Origin of the sequence: Salmonella sp. 2018103 (assembly GCF_026247685.1) — a bacterium.
In the GTDB taxonomy this organism is placed as follows: Bacteria; Pseudomonadota; Gammaproteobacteria; order Enterobacterales; family Enterobacteriaceae; genus Salmonella; species Salmonella enterica.
The window spans coordinates 1,960,876-1,975,378 of sequence record NZ_CP111029.1; the positions used below are offsets into that span (position 1 = coordinate 1,960,876).

Consider the following 14,503-nt stretch of genomic DNA (forward strand, 5'->3'; position numbering starts at 1 on the left):
GATGTAAATTGAAGCCGATCTCCCTGAGCGGGGGAGAGAAATTAGTGACCTATTAAAATTAGACCTATATCATAAAACCGTAATAAAAAATCATAAAAACGTGATGTGCATCACATTTGTGTGATTTGTTGTATATTTTATACACTTTAAGTGAAGGTGAAGATTCCGTAGAATCAACGGCCTGTTCTTTTTATCACTCCAGTTTAAACGAATAAGCATTAATACCCATCTGTAATAATTACTTAATGTTATCTTAATAAAGGTAAATTACTGTCAGGCCTCCGTAAAAGGAGGTTGATTAATGATTCGTCATATCGCCATTTTTCTTTGTTCTTTATTGATGTGCAGCACCACTTTTGCCGATTCGGTAACGTCGGTATCGCTTGGCGCACTCTTAACCGCGCTCAATGAACGCATGTTATTAATGAAAGATGTGGCTGCTTATAAAATGAAGCACCATCTGCCGATAGAGGATTTCACGCGTGAACAAAATGTTTTTGCCGAGGCTGAAGAAGAAGCGAAAAATAACGGTCTGGACCCGCATTCGATAACCCCTTTTATTCGTTCGCTAATGGATGCCAGTAAAGCGATACAGTACCGCTATTTAGCGCAGTGGCGAACCGGCCCAGAACCCTCCTTTCCTATACAAACCTTGTCGGTCACCCGGCAACGTATTCGACAACTTGATAATCAAATGTTGATCATTATCAGCCAGCGCCTGATGGTCGGCGCTTTCAGCCATGAGGATATGGTGTGGCTGAGAACGCACTTTAATGCGCCGAATCTGAATGAGAGCGATATCAGTGATGTGTTGGCATCTCTGTCTTTGGTGCGACGCGCGCGTTAATTCCCCATGAGGAAACGTGGGCCAATACCTGGTGATTGCCTGCGGGGGGCGCGATACAAGAACGTTTTTGGGTGATGTGGATATAAGCGTGGCGGAATAGCGGCTGGAGGGACGTGGTTTCGCTTCCCATCTTCCGGTGCATTCGTTAGCATACTGTTTCGCAGCTAAGCGTAAATGTTTTCAGGAAGAGGTTAATGTGTTCGCGGAGTATGGTGTTCTGAATTATTGGACGTACCTGGTTGGGGCGATTTTTATCGTTCTGGTACCGGGGCCGAATACGCTTTTTGTGCTTAAAAACAGCGTGGGACGCGGGGTTAAAGGAGGATATCTTGCCGCATGCGGCGTGTTTATCGGCGATGCGATATTAATGTTTCTGGCGTATGCGGGCGTGGCGACGCTGATCAAAACAACGCCGGTTCTGTTTAATATTGTTCGCTATCTCGGCGCGTTTTATCTGCTCTACCTTGGCGCAAAAATCCTTTACGCCACGCTGACCTCAAAGGGGCGTGCGGCGACGGAAACGGTAGTTCCTTTTGGCGCTATTTTTAAGCGTGCTTTAATTCTTAGCCTGACGAATCCTAAAGCCATACTTTTTTATGTTTCCTTTTTTGTGCAATTTATTGACGTTACTGCGCCGCATACTGGGGTGTCATTTTTTATTTTGGCTACCACCCTTGAAATCGTCAGTTTTTGCTATCTGAGCTTTTTAATTCTTTCTGGCGCTTTTGTAACCCACTATATTGGTACCAAAAAGAAACTGGCAAAAGTGGGCAATTCGTTGATTGGCCTTCTTTTCGTCGGGTTTGCCGCCCGGCTGGCAACGCTCCAGTCTTAACCCCCTGGACCCGTCGACAACGGCGGGTCATTGCACTCCTTTCGGTTTTATTGCGTGGAAAACAGCAAAATAGTAACCAATAAATGGTATTTAAAATGCTGTTTTGGGAGCGTAACCTTTTTACGACAGCGATGAGACTATCGCTGAGTAACCTGCGGGAAGAGGGAAGCAAATGCGGCAAATTCCACAAAATCATATCCATACACGTTCCACGCCATTCTGGAACAAAGAGACGGCGCCTGCCGGAATTTTCGAACGCCACCTTGATAAGGGAACGCGACCCGGCGTTTATCCTCGCCTCTCGGTGATGCAGGGGGCGGTCAAATATCTCGGATACGCTGATGAACATTGCTCTGAGCCGGAAGAAATCATGGTGATCAATGCCGGCGAGTTTGGCGTGTTTCCTCCGGAAAAGTGGCACAATATTGAGGTCATGACGGATGATACCTATTTTAACATCGACTTTTTTGTCGCGCCGGAAGTACTGATGGAAGGGGCGACCTCACGAAAAGTCATTCATGCCGGGAGAGAATAATAATGGGAAAAGCTACTTATACCGTCACGGTCACGAATAATAGCAACGGCGTCTCTGTGGACTATGAAACGGAAGCACCGATGACGTTGCTGGTACCTGAAGTTGCAGCAGAAGTTGTGAAGGATTTGGTCAATACCGTGCGTTCCTACGATACCGAAAACGAACACGACGTTTGCGGTTGGTAAAGATGCTGTAGTATCTATTTGATATAAAATGATTTTTTAAATGAGAAGCCGCATCGCGCGTCGCCAGCGTGATGCGGTTTTTGCGTATTGAAAAGCGCTGTTTATTTACATCAGACATGGGTTGAAAAGAAACATTAAGAAAACATTAAGAATAGCGCATTGTTTGCTAATGAGAGCGTATTCATAAAACTTATGATTGGGTATTAAAAACCAGAAGAGTCTTATGATCATGAAACTCGATACCCGATTAACTTCGTCAGCACTTACTCTTGCGCTTGCCGCTGTGGTCATCCCGTTTACGGCGGACTGGCAATTGCCTTTGCTTAACGGCGTGGTGGTCCGATGGATTGAAAACGGACAAGCGTTATGGTTACTGTTTGGGGCGCTATTTACCGCCTGGTATATACGGCCACTTTCCCGTCCCGAAGGGGCAAAGCAGTTTTGGCTATGGGCTGTTGTCTGGTGGCTGGTACTGCTGGGTAGAAGCACCAGTTGGGGGCGTGACTATTTCCCTGACGAGCCACGTATGCTGTTCAGAACGATTTCAGTGCTATTAATTGCTGCGTTGGTATTGCCAGTCCTGTTTTCTGCCGGGCTACGTAAGGAGATTGTTCGTCGTCTGCGGGACGTTTCTCTGCCACTGTGGCTGTTTGCCGTGACGGCATGTTCATATCTGATTTCCGACACTGTCGAGCATCATCGGTGGTTGTCGCCGATATTCCTGCATAACGCGCGTTACACAGATTTGATTGAAGAGCTTTATGAAGTGCCATTTATGATCGGTTTGTTTATGGTGACCATGGGGTTTATGCAGCAGGACAAGCAGGATGAATGTACGGCGCTGGAGATGACCCCGTATCACGCAAAATAGCGCGGCTGAAAAAGACCATGAATTCGACATGGGATAGATAGCGGTTAGCAAAAAAAGCCCGCACTCGGTGAGGCGGGCAAATAATACTGGAAGCAATGTGAGCAATGTCGTACCGAACAGGTGGGTTATAAACTCAACCACTCGGTGTTGATAAAGATAATCGTTATCATTAATGATTGCAACCCTGATATTTATGCGCTTTTATCCACGACGCTAAAAGGTGATGGATATCACAAACTTCACTTTCCTGACGATGTGCTATTCTTTTTAACGGCAAATAAACCGCTAACGTTAAGACATAAGTGAGGAAAAAATGGGCATTCTTTCATGGATTATTTTTGGACTTATTGCGGGTATTTTGGCTAAGTGGATCATGCCAGGTAAAGATGGCGGCGGATTCTTTATGACGATCATTCTGGGGATCGTTGGTGCGGTAGTCGGAGGATGGATCAGTACGTTCTTTGGCTTTGGCAAAGTGGATGGTTTCAACTTCGGCAGCTTTGCAGTCGCGGTGATCGGCGCGATTGTCGTGCTGTTAATCTACAGAAAAATCAAAAGCTAAACGCAGAACTTTCAGAGATAATAAAGGCTACGACAGGTAGCCTTTATTATTCAAAATGAATTTACCACCAGCCCAGTTCGGTACCCGCCGCCGCAATTAGCGCGATGCCCATCAACACCATCGTTGTTTTCCTCATGGTTATGCTCCCGGCGCGGCGTAACCGCCAATAAAAAACCATGCCAAAAATAATATTGCCGTAATGAAAATGACGACAGGGAAGAGGATACCCACTCTCATGCTATTACCTTCACTGTTCAGGGGGCGCCAGAATAGCAGGGTTTTCTCAGCGACAAAAGGTCGGTTACTGTGTGACAGGGCGTGGCTATTACTGACTTAACCCGGGATAAACACCCGCTAAAGCGCTGACAGAAAGTATGGAAATAGCGTACCCGCCAGGTTATCCTGGACAAAATATCGCTTTAAGGAGTCGTTATGAAATTTACGTGGATTGCGTTGCCAGGCGTATTGCTGCTGAGCGCTTGTTCATCGTCGCAACCCAACGCCCCCAGGCCGCCGCGCATTGGGATGCCTAATCCGGCAGCCGTCTACTGTGAGCAACAAGGCGGTACGCTGATGCCGGTGCAGACCCCACAAGGCGTGCGTTCCGATTGCAAATTGCCCAATGGCGAAATCATTGATGAGTGGACATTATGGCGCAGAGAGCACCCTGATACGAAAAAGTGACAACCTGCGGTCCGACGGGATATGATTAAGAACAATCTGATAATGAGTTTCATGCGGCGCAAGAAAATATGTTTCAGTTAAAGCCGGGCGCGTTGGCAATAGTTATTGGCGCTAAAACACCCGCCGGACGGCGGAATATAGGTAAGTCGGTTGAGCTATTTTGCCTGTGTCAACCCGGAGATGAATTCATTAACCCGGTAAATGGACACGTTACCTTACTGCCGAAAGAAGCGCCTCGGGCGCTGTGGCTGGTTACGGGCGACGTAGCCTCCGCCGATGGTCAGCACGGTTTTGCCTGGGTGCGGGCAGAACATTTGATGCCGTTGTCCCCGGACAGACAACCAGGCCAGGCGGCGGCACGACAATCACAGCTCTCGTAGCCACTCCGCCAGCACAATGGCATGGTTCTGGCGAGTATCTTTAGCGGCGTATAGCAACGTTAGCGGTTGGTGTCGGGCAATATCCGCCAGCCGTTTGCCTTCTTGATGCTGTTGCGCAAGTTCTGCCCGGTATTGCTGCGCGAAGTGGTTAAAATCAATCACTTCGCTATGAAAGGCTTTGCGCAATTCGGTGGAGGGCGTAATGGCCTTATTCCATTCATCATAGACCAGCGCGGATTTTTTAATGCCTCGCGGCCATAGCTTGTCAACCAATACCCGATAACCATCGTCTTTTTCCGCCGGGAAATAGACGCGCTTACACTGGATTCGCATTTTTCCCTCCTGTGATGGTGTCGCTTACGGTACTTTTGTCGGATAGCGGTAATGATTTTAATGGATCAGGCCTGATAAACGAAGCGTCATCAGGCATTCAAGTGGGTATCAGGTTTATTTATGACGCTATCTCTCGATCGCGTCCGGCGTAGAGGCCGAAAATCGCCATGATGATAGCCAGAACCGTCACGCCTGATAGCGGCAGATACCAGCTACCGCTGGCATCATGAAGTTTTCCCATGACGGGCGGCCCACATGCCGCCAGTAAATACCCGACCGACTGCGCCATGCCGGAAAGCGCCGCCGCCTGATGCGCCGAACTGGCACGCAGGCCGATAAACGTCAGGCCGAGGATCATTGTCGCGCCTGAACCGAAGCCGAACAGTAGCGTCCAGATGACCGCCTGGCCCGGCACAAACCAAAGTCCCGCCGCGCCCAACGCGCACAATAGTGAGACCAGCGCGGCAATCCAGCGTTGATCGTTAAAGCGATGCAAAATAAGCGGAATGGCTAACCCAGGCGCCGCGGTCGCCAGTTGCAGCAGGCCATGTAGCGATCCTGCCTGTGCTTCGCTGTAACCGTGGCTGATGAGTATTGTTGGTAACCAGCCGATAATCACATAATAAATCAGTGAGTTAAGTCCCAGAAACAACGTAACTTGCCAGGCTAAAGGCGAACGCCAGATACCGCGTTCATGTAATGCCCGGGAGCTACTCAGGTTAGCTGTGCGAGTAGTGCGCCACTGCGGCAACCAGATAAGAAACGCCAACAGCGGAAACAGCATTAGCATTAACAGCGCGCCGCGCCAGCCAAAACCGTGCAACGCCAGCGGAACCACCAGCGCAGACCCCAACGCGGCGGCGGCGCCCATCGTCAATGAATACGCGCCCGTCAGCCTGGCGACATGTTGTGAAAAATCGCGTTTAATCAATCCTGGTAGCAGCACATTACCCAGCGCGATCCCGCACCCAATAATGGCAGTTCCGGCAAACAACAATGCAGCGGAGGGTAGGGAGCGGAGGGCAATACCCGCGCAAATCAGCAGCATTGCGGCAAACAGACTGCGTTCCATCCCAAACCGGCGGGCAATACCGGCCGCCAGCGGCGAAACCAGTGCAAACGCCAGAAGCGGCAAGGTTGTTAGCAGGCCCGTCTGGGCGGTGGAAAGACCGTAATCCGAACGGATTGTCTCCAGCAACGGTGCAGCGCCGGTAAATGTTACGCGCAGCGTAGTGGCTATCATCAAAATACCGGCAATCAGTAAAGCGCCCTGTTTGCCGCGTGGTGAAAGGGCTGTCGTCATCGTTTTCTCATCTCGTCAGGCGAGGCGATACCTTAACAGTTTTTACTGTTTGGATGAATCAAGCTAAAATGACAATTTATCGCTAAAATCGGACAATATAATGATTGGCCTGAGACTGGACGGTTACGATCCCGACCTTCACCACGATGCCGCTGTGGCCTTTTGTATTCGCGCCAGGGATGATGAACTGTTTAGCCCTCGCCATCAGCATCGCAAGGGACAGTTGATCCTCGCTCTGCACGGCGCGATTACCTGCGAGGTGGAAAATGCGATGTGGATGGTTCCGCCCCAGTATGCCGTCTGGCTCCCCGGCTCGCTGCCGCACAGTAATCATGTGACCGCAGGGGCGGAGCTGTGCTTTTTATTTATTGAACCTGCGGCGGTCGTCATGCCGGAGCGTTGCTGTACGCTGAAAATTTCGCCGTTATGCCGGGAGTTGATTTTGTCGCTGGCGCGCAGAACCGATTTCGAAAGAGCGCAAATGCCGACGCAGCGCCTTATTCAGGTGTTGTTTGATGAACTGCCGCAGCAGCCGCAGGAACAATTGCAATTACCGGTATCGGGGCATCCGAAAATTCGCCAAATGGTTGAGACAATGGCGCAGGAGCCCGCGCGATGGAATACGTTAGGGCAGTGGGCCAGCGTATTCGCGATGAGCGAGCGTAACCTTGCCCGGCTGGTCGTCAAAGAGACGGGGCTAAGCTTTCGTCGCTGGCGTCATCAGTTGCAATTAATTCTGGCGCTACAAGCGCTAATCGCGGGACGTAATGTACAGCAGACGGCGCAAATGCTGGGTTATGATTCCACCACGGCATTCATTACGATGTTTAAAAAAGGCCTGGGGCAGACCCCAGGCCAGTATCTGACGGGCGAGTTACTGCTTCCCCACAATTAAAGAGACCAGCCCCGCCGCAATCAGTGGGCCGACCGGCACGCCGCGAAACAGCGCGACGCCAAGTACCGTACCGACCAGCAGCCCGGCGACGAGCTGCGGTTGGTTTCCCATCAGCGTAATGCCGCGACCGCCCAGCCAGGAGACGAAAACGCCGACGGCAATCGCGACCAGCGATTTCCAGTTCACAAAAGAGTGGATCAATGTGGAGGGCGGTAGGGTTCCGCTGGCGATGGGGGCCATCACGCCGATGGTCAGAATAATAATCCCGACGGTGAGTCCCTGTTTTTCAATCCAGGGAAAAAAGGTATTCAACGGGGTTACGCGGACAATAATCAGCACCAGAATTGAGACGGCGACAGTGGTGTTGTGGCTGATAAATCCCAGAGCTGCCAGTCCGAGCAGGATCAGCAGAGTGACATCAAACATTATGGTTTCCTTGCCAAAAAGTAAGCCTGACTACTTTACGCCCAAACGGCAAAGCGCACAGGCCTTTTTAACGATTGATGCGGATTTCAGGCAACTGCCTGAAAGACAATCTCTACGTGAAAAACGGCGTTGTCATTAAATTGCCATCAACGCCGCGTATTGCTAACAGGTGAACCGTCATTGTTGTCTTCCTGAGGATACAATTATGTACGATCCACCGTTTCTTGAAGCGCTGATGATAACGGCGTCGTTTTTCGCCATTTTTATCATTATCGTTGTGTCTATATTGCTCCTTGAAGAGGGAGAGGACTAAGAGCCTATCCCATTAGGGCTATTTTACTTGCCATTTTGGACCTGGGCAGTGCTCGCCAAAACGCGTTAGCGTTTTGAACGCCGCTAGCGGCGGCCCGAAGGGCGAGCGTAGCGAGTCAAACCTCACGTACTACGTGTACGCTCCGGTTTTTGCGCGCTGTCCGTGTCCAAACTGGCTGCGCCAATAACGCCTGGTGGGATAGGCTCTAAGCTGTTGGCGATGACTGAAAGCGGCGGAAGACTGCCAGTTCTGGTCGGGCGATGCGCAGATAGTCCTGTGTATTCATAATGACTGATTTTTCCAGCAGGCCGGCATTAAAAGCAATTTCATCGAAACGCTCAAACAGGAGCGGATCGGCGACCAGTTTCAGATTGGGGTGAAAAGTGAAAGGCGGGATCGCGCCAAAAACGCAGCCGGTCAGCATATCGACTTCCGCCGGGCTGGCAAGGGAAGCGCGTAAGCCGCCCAGATGTGAAGCAAGCTGAGAGAGGTCGGCTTGCTGATCGGCCGCCAGAATAGCAAGAACGTGCTGGTTGACGCCGTTGCCTTTGACTTTACAGACCAGCGCTTTTGCGCCCTGGCCCAGCGCAGTACCGCGTATTTCAGAAACCGCTTCGCATTTTCCTACCGCTTCATGGCTCACTACACGATAGCGTGCGTTCTCCTGGGTTAATAAAGCCACTAAACGTTGGTGTGTAGCGACACCCTTCGCGACTTCAGTCATTTCGGCCATTTCTCACTCCTGGTGCAATATGAACATTTACTGCGAAGCACTATGATGAACGATGTTGTTTTTGTTGTTTGTTCAGATAGAGCTGCGCATCGGAAGCCTGGTAGGCATCATTAATCGTATCATTGGGCTGCATATTATAAATCCCGGCAGAAAAATGCACTGTCTTATCCGGTGCGATAATTTGCAGGTTACGAATAATACGCTCCGGCAGATGGATAGCCAAATCCGCCGCGTAATCAACAAGAATAATACAGAACTCATCGCCGCCGAGGCGAATGGCGTAATCGCTTTTACGAATCGATGTTTTAATCGCTTTCGCCAACAGGGTAATAATTCGGTCGCCTTCCTGGTGCCCCTGGGTATCGTTGATCAGTTTTAACCTATCGCAATCAATAGCGACAAATGTCACCGGCGTCCCGGCATTGACCAGGCGTTGCAGTCGCTGTTCCAGCTCCGGTGTTAATATTTTACGGTTGTAAAGCCCGGTCATGGCATCGCTAATATTTTCGCGTGTGACGTTGCGATAAAGCCGAAAGTGCATCCGTACCATATTAAGCAGGAGCGCCGTTGCCAGTAAGTAAAAGGCCAGCGCCTTCCAGGACGAGACAAGGAAATAGGTAAAATCAAGGGACAACGAAACGCGCAGCCCACCAGGGATATCATGGCTATAATTCACATATTGAAACAGATTATTTTTGCTTTGATTAATAATAATTTCTTTTCCGGAATCCAGATCCTTTAGTGTTACGTTAAGATAACGCCAAACCAGAGGACGGTCCTGGGTATAAAAAATATTTTTTAAATTATCCTGGTTAACATCCACCATCACGATACCTTTTAACGTTCCCGCCAGATAGACTGGCGTTAAAAAGCTCATGACGTTTTCCTGGGTAATATCATCCATGTAAATACTTGAAATAACCGTACGGCCGGTAAAAAGTTTATCTATATCTTTTCTGTTAATACCCATTGTACCTTTTTGTAAAAAAGTCCAACGATGCATGGCGAAGCGCCGTGAGTTGATTAAATCATAGAAATAGACATAATGTTTATTTAAATCAACGTAATAACGGAATTTAAGCTCCAGTGTGCCCAGCCCGTGACTGTGGTCGTCCTGCGAACGGTTGATGCTTACCGCCTGATCAAACGCAGGCAGTAAAAGGGCGTCATCAAGATTATCGGTACACTGTGTAGCGGCGGTTTGCAGAGTGCCATGTAGCGCCGGATAATTATGCCGGGTCAGGTTGACGCCGTGCGTACCGTTAATAGCCTCAAAGGCGTCGCAAAACGCGCGGCGTTTTTCTGCGGTGACGGGGTCTCCCGGCGCTTCAAAAGTTCGCATCAAATGTGCGGCGATGCTTTGATTCTGGTACTTATCGTACAAAAACGACGAATCGGCTCTCTCCATGATATAACGCATATAGGCATTCATTGCCCTGTCGCTGGCAATAAGTTCGTAAATCAGGAAGGACGATGTCAAAACGATGACGCTTGCCGAGATAAAGTGCCTGAGCGCTTTATGATGCAAATTCATGATGAACTACAGCCCTGAAAGTCGGATGCGTTAGTTTACCATAGCGATGAGAATTCCTCTAATAGACTGTTTAAAAATAAAACGTGTTGATGTTATGGAATAAAAATCATTCTCGATTTAATAAACCAATTAATACGCTGTGTTTATATTTTCGTGTGTGACTATTGTGATAAAAACTAAATTTTTAACCAACAATACTGATCTATTTGTGACAAAAAGAAAATAACCTTTATTATGATGATGAAAGGAGTGTGAAGTGGTAAGGATAATAATGTACTTCCGTTCGGAGGCACTATGAAACGATTTAAAGAGATGGCTGTGATTTTATTTTTTGCATTACTGGCAGCAGGTTTTACGTCGTCGGCGATGGCGGATGATCCTTTTTCACATGTTCTTGATCATGTTTTTGATAAAGTCCCTGCCTGTCACATTCTTCCTCCTGGAGTGGGGCAACCAGAACATCTTGGATATCAGCCTTGGCCTTGGTGTTGGTGATATTAACATGATGGAATTCTATTAATGGGTTAAATTACCCGATATGCCGGAATACCTTCATTCAGACTATTCGTGGGTAATTGCTTCAGTCATAAAAACCGAACACCAGGTTTATTAAAATCCGCCCGACATATGAACGGGCGGGTTTATTTATACGTTTTGATTGGCGCTCTGTTTCTGAAACAATTCGCGGAATACCGGATAAATATCCTCCTGATCGCGAATATGCTGCATGGCGAAGTTATCGAACGTCGCCTGCAGATGTTCATACTCGCGCCATAAGGTCTGGTGGGCGCGGCGGGTAATCTCGATATAGCTGTAATAGCGCACTACCGGCAGCAGCTTTTTCGCCAGAATCTCATGACACAGCGGTGAATCGTCGGCCCAGTTATCACCGTCTGACGCTTGCGCCGCATAGATGTTCCACTGCCCCGGGTCGTAGCGCTCTTTAACCACTTCATCCATGAGTTTAAGCGCGCTGGAGACAATCGTCCCCCCGGTCTCTTGCGAATAAAAGAACTCATGTTCGTCCACTTCCTTCGCCTGGGTATGGTGGCGGATATAAACCACTTCTACGTTCTTATACGTTCGGCTCAAAAACAGATAAAGCAGAATGTAAAAACGCTTGGCCATATCTTTGGTTGCCTGGTCCATCGAACCCGAGACGTCCATCAGACAGAACATCACCGCCTGGCTGGAGGGCTCAGGCCGTTTTTCATAATTTTTATAGCGTAAATCAAAGGTGTCGATAAACGGCACTCGCTCGATTTTAGCCCGTAGTTCGGCAATCTCCCGACGTAACCGCTCCTCTTCAAGCAGTTGCGCTGGTTCGCTATGGCTGATGGTCTCCAGTTCCGTTTCCAGCGCGTGCAGTTCGCGGCGTTTTCCTGCCGTCATTGCTGTACGGCGCGCCAGAGAGTTTTGTAGCGAACGTACCACGCTGATATTGGCCGGCACGCCGTTTGAGGTGAAACCGGCGCGGTGAGTTTTATACTCGTTAAGCTGGCGATGCTGGTTTTTCTTCAGATTAGGCAGCGCTAAATCTTCAAAGAGCAGATCCAGATACTCATCTTTTGAAATCTGAAAAACAAACTCATCCTGGCCTTCGCCGTCCTGGCTGGCCTGACCTTGACCGCTGCCGGAACCGCCGCCGCCACCGACTTGCGGACGCTCAATGCGATCATTCTGGATAAAGTGATCGTTACCCGGATGGACGCGATGGCGCAGACCGCCGCGCCCCTGATGAAACATCGGTTCGCTAATATCATCGGTTGGAATAGAGACGGACTCTCCGCTGTCGACATCGGTCACAGAGCGTTTATTAATCGCTTCGGAAATTGACTGCTTAATTTGTGCTTTATAACGACGCAAAAAGCGCTGGCGATTCACCGTGCTTTTATTTTTGCCGTTAAGACGTCGGTCTATGAACCAGGTCATATGCCCCCCGTACTGCCAACTGAGCGCCTGTTCTGTCAGTGCCGGATAGCGCTAACGCTTAGCCAGTCTACAGAACATTACTTTGTAGGCCCGGTAAGCGCAAGCGCCACCGGGCATTAACATCACGACGATTTACGCACGCGCAGGTACCACTCGCACAACAAACGAACCTGCTTACGGGTATACCCTTTCTCCATCATCCGATCGACAAAGTCGTCATGCTTTTTCTGCTCGTCAGTCGACGTTTTGGCGTTAAAAGAAATGACCGGCAACAGCTCTTCAGTATTAGAGAACATTTTTTTCTCAATCACCGTGCGCAGCTTCTCGTAACTGGTCCAGTTTGGATTACGGCCGCTATTGTTGGCTCTGGCGCGCAGGACAAAGTTTACTATCTCATTACGGAAATCTTTCGGGTTACTGATACCCGCTGGTTTTTCAATTTTTTCCAGTTCGGCGTTCAGCGACTCGCGATCGAACAGTTGACCGGTATCCGGGTCGCGATACTCCTGATCCTGAATCCAGAAATCCGCATAAGTCACGTAACGATCAAAAATGTTTTGCCCGTACTCAGAGTAAGATTCGAGATAGGCCGTCTGGATCTCCTTGCCGATAAATTCGGCGTATTTCGGGATCAGATAGCCTTTCAGGAACTCCAGATAACGTTCAGCCTGCTCCTGCGGGAACTGCTCACGCTCGATTTGTTGTTCCAGAACGTAGAACAGATGTACCGGGTTTGCCGCCACTTCCGCATGGTCGAAGTTGAATACGCGGGAGAGGATCTTAAAGGCGAATCGGGTGGAGAGACCGTTCATCCCTTCATCCACGCCCGCGTAGTCGCGATACTCCTGGTACGATTTGGCTTTGGGGTCGGTATCTTTCAGGCTTTCACCATCATAAACGCGCATTTTCGAGTAAATACTGGAATTTTCCGGCTCTTTCAGGCGAGAAAGAATTGAGAAACGCGAAAGCGTTTCCAACGTGCCCGGCGCGCAAGGCGCATGAGCCAGCTCGCTATGATTAAGTAGTTTCTCGTAGATTTTGATCTCTTCGGAGATTCGCAGGCAATAAGGCACCTTCACAATATAGACACGGTCAAGGAACGCTTCGTTATTTTTATTGTTACGGAAAGTCACCCATTCAGATTCGTTTGAGTGGGCAAGTATGATGCCATTAAAGGGCAGGGCGGAAATACCTTCCGTACCATTGTAGTTACCTTCCTGAGTTGCGGTCAGCAAGGGGTGCAGCACCTTAATAGGCGCTTTAAACATCTCGACGAACTCCATGATCCCCTGGTTAGCGCGGCACAGCGCGCCAGAGTAACCATACGCATCCGGATCGTTCTGGGCGTGGTGTTCGAGTTTACGAATATCCACCTTGCCGACCAGCGCCGAAATATCCTGGTTGTTTTCATCGCCGGGTTCCGTTTTGGCGATGGCAATCTGCTCCAGAATGGAGGGCCAGACTTTCACCACGCGGAATTTAGTAATATCGCCGCCAAACTCATGCAGGCGTTTGGCCGCCCACGGGGACATAATCGTACCGAGATAGCGGCGCGGAATACCGTACTCTTTTTCCAGAATCTGCGCGTCTTCCTGCGGATTAAACAGGCATAACGGATGATCGTTGACCGGGCTACGCTCGCCGTTGGCGCTTAAAACATAAATTGGCACGCGCTGCATTAGCGATTTCAGCCGTTCAGCGAGCGATGATTTGCCACCCCCCACAGGTCCCAGCAAATAGAGAATTTGTTTCTTCTCTTCCAGCCCTTGCGCCGCATGTTTCAGATAAGAGACAATCTGTTCAATCGCGTCTTCCATGCCGTAAAACTCTTCAAACGCAGGATAGCGAGCAATAACCCGGTTGGAGAAGAGTCGGGAAAGTCGGGGTTCCTGGGCAGTGTCGACCATATTAGGCTCGCCGATAGCCATTAATAGCCGCTCTGCCGCGTTGGCATAAGCACTGCGATCTTGCCGACAAATGGTAAGAAAATCCTGCAGTGTGAACTCTTCGTCCTTGGCAGCTTCGTAACGCTGGCGATAGTGATCGAATATATTCATGATATGCCATCCTTTCGTTTTTTCGCACATGTTAAGAGCCGTTCATATGAATAGTAGAGGCTCCCGGAAGAGGTAGAC

General features: G+C 49.4%; 19 protein-coding genes and 1 pseudogene. 11 read left to right on the top strand and 9 right to left on the bottom strand.

Annotation, left to right across the window (positions count from 1 at the left end; genetic code table 11):
* Nucleotides 1-64: 64 nt before the first annotated feature.
* A pseudogene (locus tag OLG56_RS09440) lies at nucleotides 65-219 on the bottom strand (hypothetical protein).
* Between the two features lie 82 nt (nucleotides 220-301).
* Between OLG56_RS09440 and OLG56_RS09445 the strand changes: the two are divergent.
* The 6 genes from OLG56_RS09445 (at nucleotide 302) to OLG56_RS09470 (ending at nucleotide 3,835) form a co-directional block, all read left to right on the top strand.
* On the top strand, nucleotides 302-847 hold the full coding sequence (locus OLG56_RS09445; protein WP_000617984.1) for a chorismate mutase: 546 nt from the start codon (nucleotides 302-304) through the stop codon (nucleotides 845-847).
* 196 nt (nucleotides 848-1,043) lie between these two features.
* Nucleotides 1,044-1,682, top strand: coding sequence for a leucine efflux protein LeuE (gene leuE, locus OLG56_RS09450; RefSeq protein WP_000457190.1), 639 nt, complete (start codon nucleotides 1,044-1,046; stop codon nucleotides 1,680-1,682).
* A gap of 172 nt (nucleotides 1,683-1,854) precedes the next feature.
* Nucleotides 1,855-2,217, top strand: coding sequence for a DUF1971 domain-containing protein YeaR (gene yeaR, locus OLG56_RS09455; protein WP_001248993.1), 363 nt, complete (start codon nucleotides 1,855-1,857; stop codon nucleotides 2,215-2,217).
* Between the two features lie 2 nt (nucleotides 2,218-2,219).
* A complete protein-coding gene (locus tag OLG56_RS09460) occupies nucleotides 2,220-2,402 on the top strand; it encodes a DUF1869 domain-containing protein (protein ID WP_000513733.1) in 183 nt (60 codons plus the stop codon).
* A 229-nt stretch (nucleotides 2,403-2,631) separates the two neighbouring features.
* The gene (locus tag OLG56_RS09465; RefSeq protein WP_023136868.1) at nucleotides 2,632-3,273 is read left to right on the top strand and encodes a hypothetical protein; all 642 of its coding nucleotides are present in this window, start codon (nucleotides 2,632-2,634) and stop codon (nucleotides 3,271-3,273) included.
* A 313-nt stretch (nucleotides 3,274-3,586) separates the two neighbouring features.
* Complete coding sequence (locus OLG56_RS09470; protein WP_000512149.1) at nucleotides 3,587-3,835, top strand: GlsB/YeaQ/YmgE family stress response membrane protein; 249 nt, start codon at nucleotides 3,587-3,589, stop codon at nucleotides 3,833-3,835.
* Nucleotides 3,836-3,973: 138 nt separating this feature from the next.
* On the opposite strand, the gene OLG56_RS09475 is transcribed toward OLG56_RS09470, so the two are convergent.
* Nucleotides 3,974-4,072, bottom strand: a complete 99-nt coding sequence (locus OLG56_RS09475) for a YoaK family small membrane protein (RefSeq protein ID WP_001589065.1) — start codon at nucleotides 4,070-4,072, stop codon at nucleotides 3,974-3,976.
* A gap of 195 nt (nucleotides 4,073-4,267) precedes the next feature.
* Between OLG56_RS09475 and OLG56_RS09480 the strand changes: the two genes are divergently transcribed.
* Together OLG56_RS09480 and OLG56_RS09485 are read left to right on the top strand one after the other, a co-directional pair.
* Complete coding sequence (locus OLG56_RS09480) at nucleotides 4,268-4,519, top strand: putative hemolysin (protein ID WP_000673492.1); 252 nt, start codon at nucleotides 4,268-4,270, stop codon at nucleotides 4,517-4,519.
* 68 nt (nucleotides 4,520-4,587) lie between these two features.
* Nucleotides 4,588-4,899, top strand: coding sequence for a hypothetical protein (locus tag OLG56_RS09485; RefSeq protein ID WP_000487129.1), 312 nt, complete (start codon nucleotides 4,588-4,590; stop codon nucleotides 4,897-4,899).
* On the opposite strand, the gene OLG56_RS09490 is transcribed toward OLG56_RS09485, so the two are convergent.
* Nucleotides 4,885-5,232, bottom strand: coding sequence for a DUF488 domain-containing protein (locus OLG56_RS09490; RefSeq protein ID WP_001222523.1), 348 nt, complete (start codon nucleotides 5,230-5,232; stop codon nucleotides 4,885-4,887). The genes OLG56_RS09485 and OLG56_RS09490 overlap by 15 nt on opposite strands.
* A gap of 118 nt (nucleotides 5,233-5,350) precedes the next feature.
* Entirely contained in the window at nucleotides 5,351-6,535 is a 1,185-nt protein-coding gene (locus OLG56_RS09495) for a CynX/NimT family MFS transporter (protein WP_061377373.1), read from the bottom strand.
* 100 nt (nucleotides 6,536-6,635) lie between these two features.
* On the opposite strand from OLG56_RS09495, the gene OLG56_RS09500 reads away from it, so the two are divergent.
* Entirely contained in the window at nucleotides 6,636-7,430 is a 795-nt protein-coding gene (locus OLG56_RS09500) for an AraC family transcriptional regulator (protein WP_061377372.1), read from the top strand.
* Here OLG56_RS09500 and OLG56_RS09505 read toward each other — a convergent pair.
* Nucleotides 7,410-7,856, bottom strand: a complete 447-nt coding sequence (locus OLG56_RS09505; protein WP_000460698.1) for a DUF441 domain-containing protein — start codon at nucleotides 7,854-7,856, stop codon at nucleotides 7,410-7,412. The genes OLG56_RS09500 and OLG56_RS09505 overlap by 21 nt on opposite strands.
* Before the next feature lie 205 nt (nucleotides 7,857-8,061).
* Here OLG56_RS09505 and yoaI point away from each other — a divergent pair, with 205 nt between their 5' ends.
* Nucleotides 8,062-8,169, top strand: a complete 108-nt coding sequence (gene yoaI / locus OLG56_RS09510) for a small membrane protein YoaI (RefSeq protein WP_061377371.1) — start codon at nucleotides 8,062-8,064, stop codon at nucleotides 8,167-8,169.
* Between the two features lie 205 nt (nucleotides 8,170-8,374).
* On the opposite strand, the gene OLG56_RS09515 is transcribed toward yoaI, so the two are convergent.
* Together OLG56_RS09515 and dgcJ are read right to left on the bottom strand one after the other, a co-directional pair.
* On the bottom strand, nucleotides 8,375-8,893 hold the full coding sequence (locus tag OLG56_RS09515) for a YbaK/prolyl-tRNA synthetase associated domain-containing protein (protein WP_162265142.1): 519 nt from the start codon (nucleotides 8,891-8,893) through the stop codon (nucleotides 8,375-8,377).
* A 49-nt stretch (nucleotides 8,894-8,942) separates the two neighbouring features.
* A complete protein-coding gene (dgcJ, locus tag OLG56_RS09520; RefSeq protein ID WP_061377369.1) occupies nucleotides 8,943-10,436 on the bottom strand; it encodes a diguanylate cyclase DgcJ in 1,494 nt (497 codons plus the stop codon).
* Nucleotides 10,437-10,730: 294 nt separating this feature from the next.
* Here dgcJ and OLG56_RS09525 point away from each other — a divergent pair, with 294 nt between their 5' ends.
* Nucleotides 10,731-10,931 (top strand): hypothetical protein, encoded by a 201-nt coding sequence (locus tag OLG56_RS09525; RefSeq protein WP_024138907.1) that lies wholly within the window; start codon nucleotides 10,731-10,733, stop codon nucleotides 10,929-10,931.
* 150 nt (nucleotides 10,932-11,081) lie between these two features.
* On the opposite strand, the gene OLG56_RS09530 is transcribed toward OLG56_RS09525, so the two are convergent.
* Entirely contained in the window at nucleotides 11,082-12,368 is a 1,287-nt protein-coding gene (locus OLG56_RS09530) for a YeaH/YhbH family protein (protein ID WP_061377368.1), read from the bottom strand.
* 122 nt (nucleotides 12,369-12,490) lie between these two features.
* Nucleotides 12,491-14,425, bottom strand: coding sequence for a protein kinase YeaG (gene yeaG / locus OLG56_RS09535; RefSeq protein WP_001518010.1), 1,935 nt, complete (start codon nucleotides 14,423-14,425; stop codon nucleotides 12,491-12,493).
* Between the last annotated feature and the right edge of the window lie 78 nt (nucleotides 14,426-14,503).

Bases quoted from the DNA above. Each gene is read 5' to 3' on its own strand.
- OLG56_RS09475 (WP_001589065.1), bottom strand. From the start codon at position 4,072: ATGAGAGTGGGTATCCTCTTCCCTGTCGTCATTTTCATTACGGCAATA.
- yoaI (WP_061377371.1), top strand. From the start codon at position 8,062: ATGTACGATCCACCGTTTCTTGAAGCGCTGATGATAACGGCGTCGTTT.
- OLG56_RS09490 (WP_001222523.1), bottom strand. From the start codon at position 5,232: ATGCGAATCCAGTGTAAGCGCGTCTATTTCCCGGCGGAAAAAGACGAT.
- OLG56_RS09515 (WP_162265142.1), bottom strand. From the start codon at position 8,893: ATGACTGAAGTCGCGAAGGGTGTCGCTACACACCAACGTTTAGTGGCT.
- OLG56_RS09480 (WP_000673492.1), top strand. From the start codon at position 4,268: ATGAAATTTACGTGGATTGCGTTGCCAGGCGTATTGCTGCTGAGCGCT.
- OLG56_RS09470 (WP_000512149.1), top strand. From the start codon at position 3,587: ATGGGCATTCTTTCATGGATTATTTTTGGACTTATTGCGGGTATTTTG.
- OLG56_RS09525 (WP_024138907.1), top strand. From the start codon at position 10,731: ATGAAACGATTTAAAGAGATGGCTGTGATTTTATTTTTTGCATTACTG.
- OLG56_RS09465 (WP_023136868.1), top strand. From the start codon at position 2,632: ATGAAACTCGATACCCGATTAACTTCGTCAGCACTTACTCTTGCGCTT.
- dgcJ (WP_061377369.1), bottom strand. From the start codon at position 10,436: ATGAATTTGCATCATAAAGCGCTCAGGCACTTTATCTCGGCAAGCGTC.
- OLG56_RS09445 (WP_000617984.1), top strand. From the start codon at position 302: ATGATTCGTCATATCGCCATTTTTCTTTGTTCTTTATTGATGTGCAGC.
- OLG56_RS09530 (WP_061377368.1), bottom strand. From the start codon at position 12,368: ATGACCTGGTTCATAGACCGACGTCTTAACGGCAAAAATAAAAGCACG.
- OLG56_RS09505 (WP_000460698.1), bottom strand. From the start codon at position 7,856: ATGTTTGATGTCACTCTGCTGATCCTGCTCGGACTGGCAGCTCTGGGA.
- OLG56_RS09485 (WP_000487129.1), top strand. From the start codon at position 4,588: ATGTTTCAGTTAAAGCCGGGCGCGTTGGCAATAGTTATTGGCGCTAAA.
- OLG56_RS09460 (WP_000513733.1), top strand. From the start codon at position 2,220: ATGGGAAAAGCTACTTATACCGTCACGGTCACGAATAATAGCAACGGC.
- OLG56_RS09500 (WP_061377372.1), top strand. From the start codon at position 6,636: ATGATTGGCCTGAGACTGGACGGTTACGATCCCGACCTTCACCACGAT.
- OLG56_RS09495 (WP_061377373.1), bottom strand. From the start codon at position 6,535: ATGACGACAGCCCTTTCACCACGCGGCAAACAGGGCGCTTTACTGATT.
- yeaG (WP_001518010.1), bottom strand. From the start codon at position 14,425: ATGAATATATTCGATCACTATCGCCAGCGTTACGAAGCTGCCAAGGAC.
- yeaR (WP_001248993.1), top strand. From the start codon at position 1,855: ATGCGGCAAATTCCACAAAATCATATCCATACACGTTCCACGCCATTC.